Origin of the sequence: Belnapia moabensis DSM 16746 (assembly GCF_000745835.1) — a bacterium.
Taxonomy (GTDB): domain Bacteria; phylum Pseudomonadota; class Alphaproteobacteria; order Acetobacterales; family Acetobacteraceae; genus Belnapia; species Belnapia moabensis.
This window is the reverse complement of the sequence record NZ_JQKB01000218.1, coordinates 1-2895: the sequence shown is the minus strand read 5'-3', so window position 1 is coordinate 2895 and position 2895 is coordinate 1. Positions and strand designations below refer to the sequence as shown.

Here is a 2895-nt window from a genome sequence, read left to right as displayed (position 1 = left end):
CCGTCGCGCGCTTGCCTTCCTGCAATGGGCCTCCGTCCGACGTATGCTTCGAAGGCTATGTCAGAGAACAGAATGATCCCGGATGGACTCTTAGAGATGTCCGCCAGGATCTGCGCGCCCGAGTTGCCCCCACCGACGACCAGCACGCGCTGATCTACGAAGTCATCGGGAGAGCGGTAAGCGGAGGAGTGGATCTGCATGCCCCGGAACAGCGCCCGGCCGGAATACGCTGGGATATAGGGCTGGCTCGCTCCGCCCGTCGCGCTGACGACTGCCGAAGCCATCCAGGTGCCGCGGTCGGTCCTGACCGCCAAGCCGTCGGTCGCGCGTGTGACGGCTCCAACGCGCACTGGCCTCTGGATAGGCAGGCTATAGCGCTGCTCATAGGTCGTCAGGTAGTCCACGACGTGGTCACGGGTGGGATAGCCACCCCTTGAGGGCGGCATGGGCCAGCCAGGCAGCGAACTCATCTCGGCGGGCGAGAACAACCGCAGGGAATCCTACGCGTTGGGCCAGGCGCCGCCCGGTCGGTCGCTGGCGTCGAGAATCTCGAAGTCCATGCCACCACGTCGCAGGAAGTACCCAGCGGCAAGGCCGGACTGCCCGCCGCCAATAACAACAACCTGCCTGTTTTGAATCACGGGCATCCGGGAGCTAACTCACAGCGCGATTGGGAAGGATGTGATGAGGTGATCACGCTAGTGGCGATGGCGATGGCGAACTCGGGGCCGATGGCACCCATCACCGACGAAATCCGCTTCGACCTCGGCGGCCAGTCGTCCCTCACCGCCCGCCGCTGGTAGCGTTCTAGCAGTCTGCTAAAGCGGTGAGGTTGGCGATGGCCAAACCTTGACGGCGAGATCCGCCAAACCTCGACCGCGGCTCGCAATCTCCAACTCACCCCAATTCGAGTTGCCGATGATGTCAAGGTTAAGTGCCAGGAGGCTCTGCTTCAACCAAGCAGCCTTCACGTTGAAAGCCTGGTTTGAAGCGGCACTGTTCCCAGGCACAGTAATCAAGGTAAGATTGCCTAGTGTGTGAAGCGCTGCATTCCGGGCTGAGATGGCGGTCGCAGTTGCTTCATCAGCAGCGGCACCGTCATACGGTACTGTGCGGCCGTCCGGAAGAGGCCAGTGCGCCTCCCATGTCTGTGGCAATATGTGTTCGATCGACATGTCGCTAGGTCGCGCTGTGCTCACGGAGAACTTCGTGCGCGAGGCGCACTCCAACTCCCATAAGATGTCGGCAAGACGCTCTTTGCGTGGGAACCATGTGTAGACGGGGTTGGTCTGCACGGCAGCCTGGAATTCCACGTCGGATGGGAAACGGACCGTCGGCCCGTTCTGGGATGCAAAGGCTGCTGCGAACGTCTCGAGCGACACGCCATACTCCAGCATGGCGGCTACAAGGCGCTGGAACGTTTTATTCATACCCTTCGACGTGAGACCGCAGATGGCGCGCCGAACCAAGTAGGAATAGACGAGCTTATAGAGCCTATCCTTAATAGCCGGAGCGGCATCTGAGGCAGCAATGCAGAAGACAAGTGGGTGAGCAGTACTCACCTCCCAGGTTCGAAGCTTTGAGCCTAGCCACCCGACCATCCCGTCACCCTCGCCGAGCTCAAGGCTACGGTATGTTGGAACATACGCGACGAGAGCGTCGAGCTCCTGCTCCACCGTTTGGAAGCGCAGCTTGCCTTTGGGCCGGGTGAAGGCGCGGTATTCTGCATATAGTTCTCGAAGAGAGATTTCCTCGCCCGACTGCGCGGTAAGGGCGTGGCTGAGGAAGTGGTCTATGCGGGGCCGCTTGGGCTTCGCACGAGGCGCATCTTCCTTCCAGAACGGAGCGTCAAACGATCGCCACTTACGCTCGAAAAGCACCTCGGCTGACTCTCCTTGCGCCGACGCGCGATGGAAAATGTTATTGCGGACAAGATCCATCGCCAGCAACGGTTCAGCCTTGCTATTCAGGGTCTCGAAGATGACCTGAGCATCGTCGGTCTCCGCGAGGGTGATGACGACCAACTTGAGATGGTTAAGTAATGCTTCAAGCAGGGCGTACAGGCGCCTACGCTGCCCGTCGGTGTCATTCTCCGAAGCGGTTGCCTCTTCCTCCTCGTCCCCCTGCTGACCGAAGCGTGCATATGCTTCGATTCGGTCCTTGAAGAATACTAAACCCCTTACCGCATTAGGTGCTCTCGCCTTGATCAGATTGCCGTTCTGGTAAAAGAATGCCGGATGATCCTTCATGATGGCTGCAAGCCCACCTTGCACCAGCGAATGGAAGATCGACCGGTCCTCAGGGGTCGGTATCAGCTTAAATGCAGCATCCTTGTCGGCAGCATCACCGCTCATTGGACGATTGAAGAGGTAGTTGTGCACCGCGTCACCGACCTCCGGGAAGCCAAGACCTATGCCGACTTCTCGCATCGCCGCCAAAAAAATTTGGAAGGTTGTCAGCCTTTGCTGGCCATCGACGACCTGTACCCTTGGCGTCGCGCCGATTGTGTATCCGTCAGCGCCTGGCGCCAGGATGAGCGCGCCCATGTAGTGACTGAAGCGCGGCTTCCCCTTTAGGGCCTCTTCAGCCTTAGCAACGACGTCATCCCAAAAGGGTTCGAGCCGATTCTCCTGCCAGCTATACTGACGCTGGTAGATCGGCACCACAAAGCGCTTCTGGTCCCCAAGGATTGCGATCAGATGGTGGTCTTTGGCATCCATGATGCGCCCCAGTTTAAGCCCGCGACTGCCTCGCGGCCGATGTTGACCGTGCGTCCGTCGACAATTTACTTACGAGGAGAGTGTTAGAGTCCATCCGGGATCATTCTGTTCTCTGACATAGCCTTCGAAGCATACGTCGGACGGAGGCCCATTGCAGGAAGGCAAGCGCGCGACG

The 2895-nt window shown here is 59.3% G+C and carries 3 protein-coding genes; all 3 read right to left on the bottom strand.

All coding sequences use genetic code 11. The features are described 5' to 3' along the window. Positions 1-446 (bottom strand): NAD(P)-binding domain-containing protein (locus tag EP26_RS30305; RefSeq protein WP_245624577.1); only part of this gene is annotated, 446 nt, incomplete at its 3' end. Positions 447-500: 54 nt separating this feature from the next. Continuing rightward, entirely contained in the window at positions 501-647 is a 147-nt protein-coding gene (locus tag EP26_RS37945) for an NAD(P)-binding protein (RefSeq protein ID WP_245624576.1), read from the bottom strand. A 171-nt stretch (positions 648-818) separates the two neighbouring features. Continuing rightward, complete coding sequence (locus tag EP26_RS30300; protein ID WP_043345105.1) at positions 819-2720, bottom strand: DUF262 domain-containing protein; 1902 nt, start codon at positions 2718-2720, stop codon at positions 819-821. Between the last annotated feature and the right edge of the window lie 175 nt (positions 2721-2895).

Excerpts from the sequence above, each read along its gene's own strand:
- EP26_RS30300 (WP_043345105.1), bottom strand. The coding sequence starts at position 2,720 with ATGGATGCCAAAGACCACCATCTGATCGCAATCCTTGGGGACCAGAAG.
- EP26_RS37945 (WP_245624576.1), bottom strand. The coding sequence starts at position 647 with ATGCCCGTGATTCAAAACAGGCAGGTTGTTGTTATTGGCGGCGGGCAG.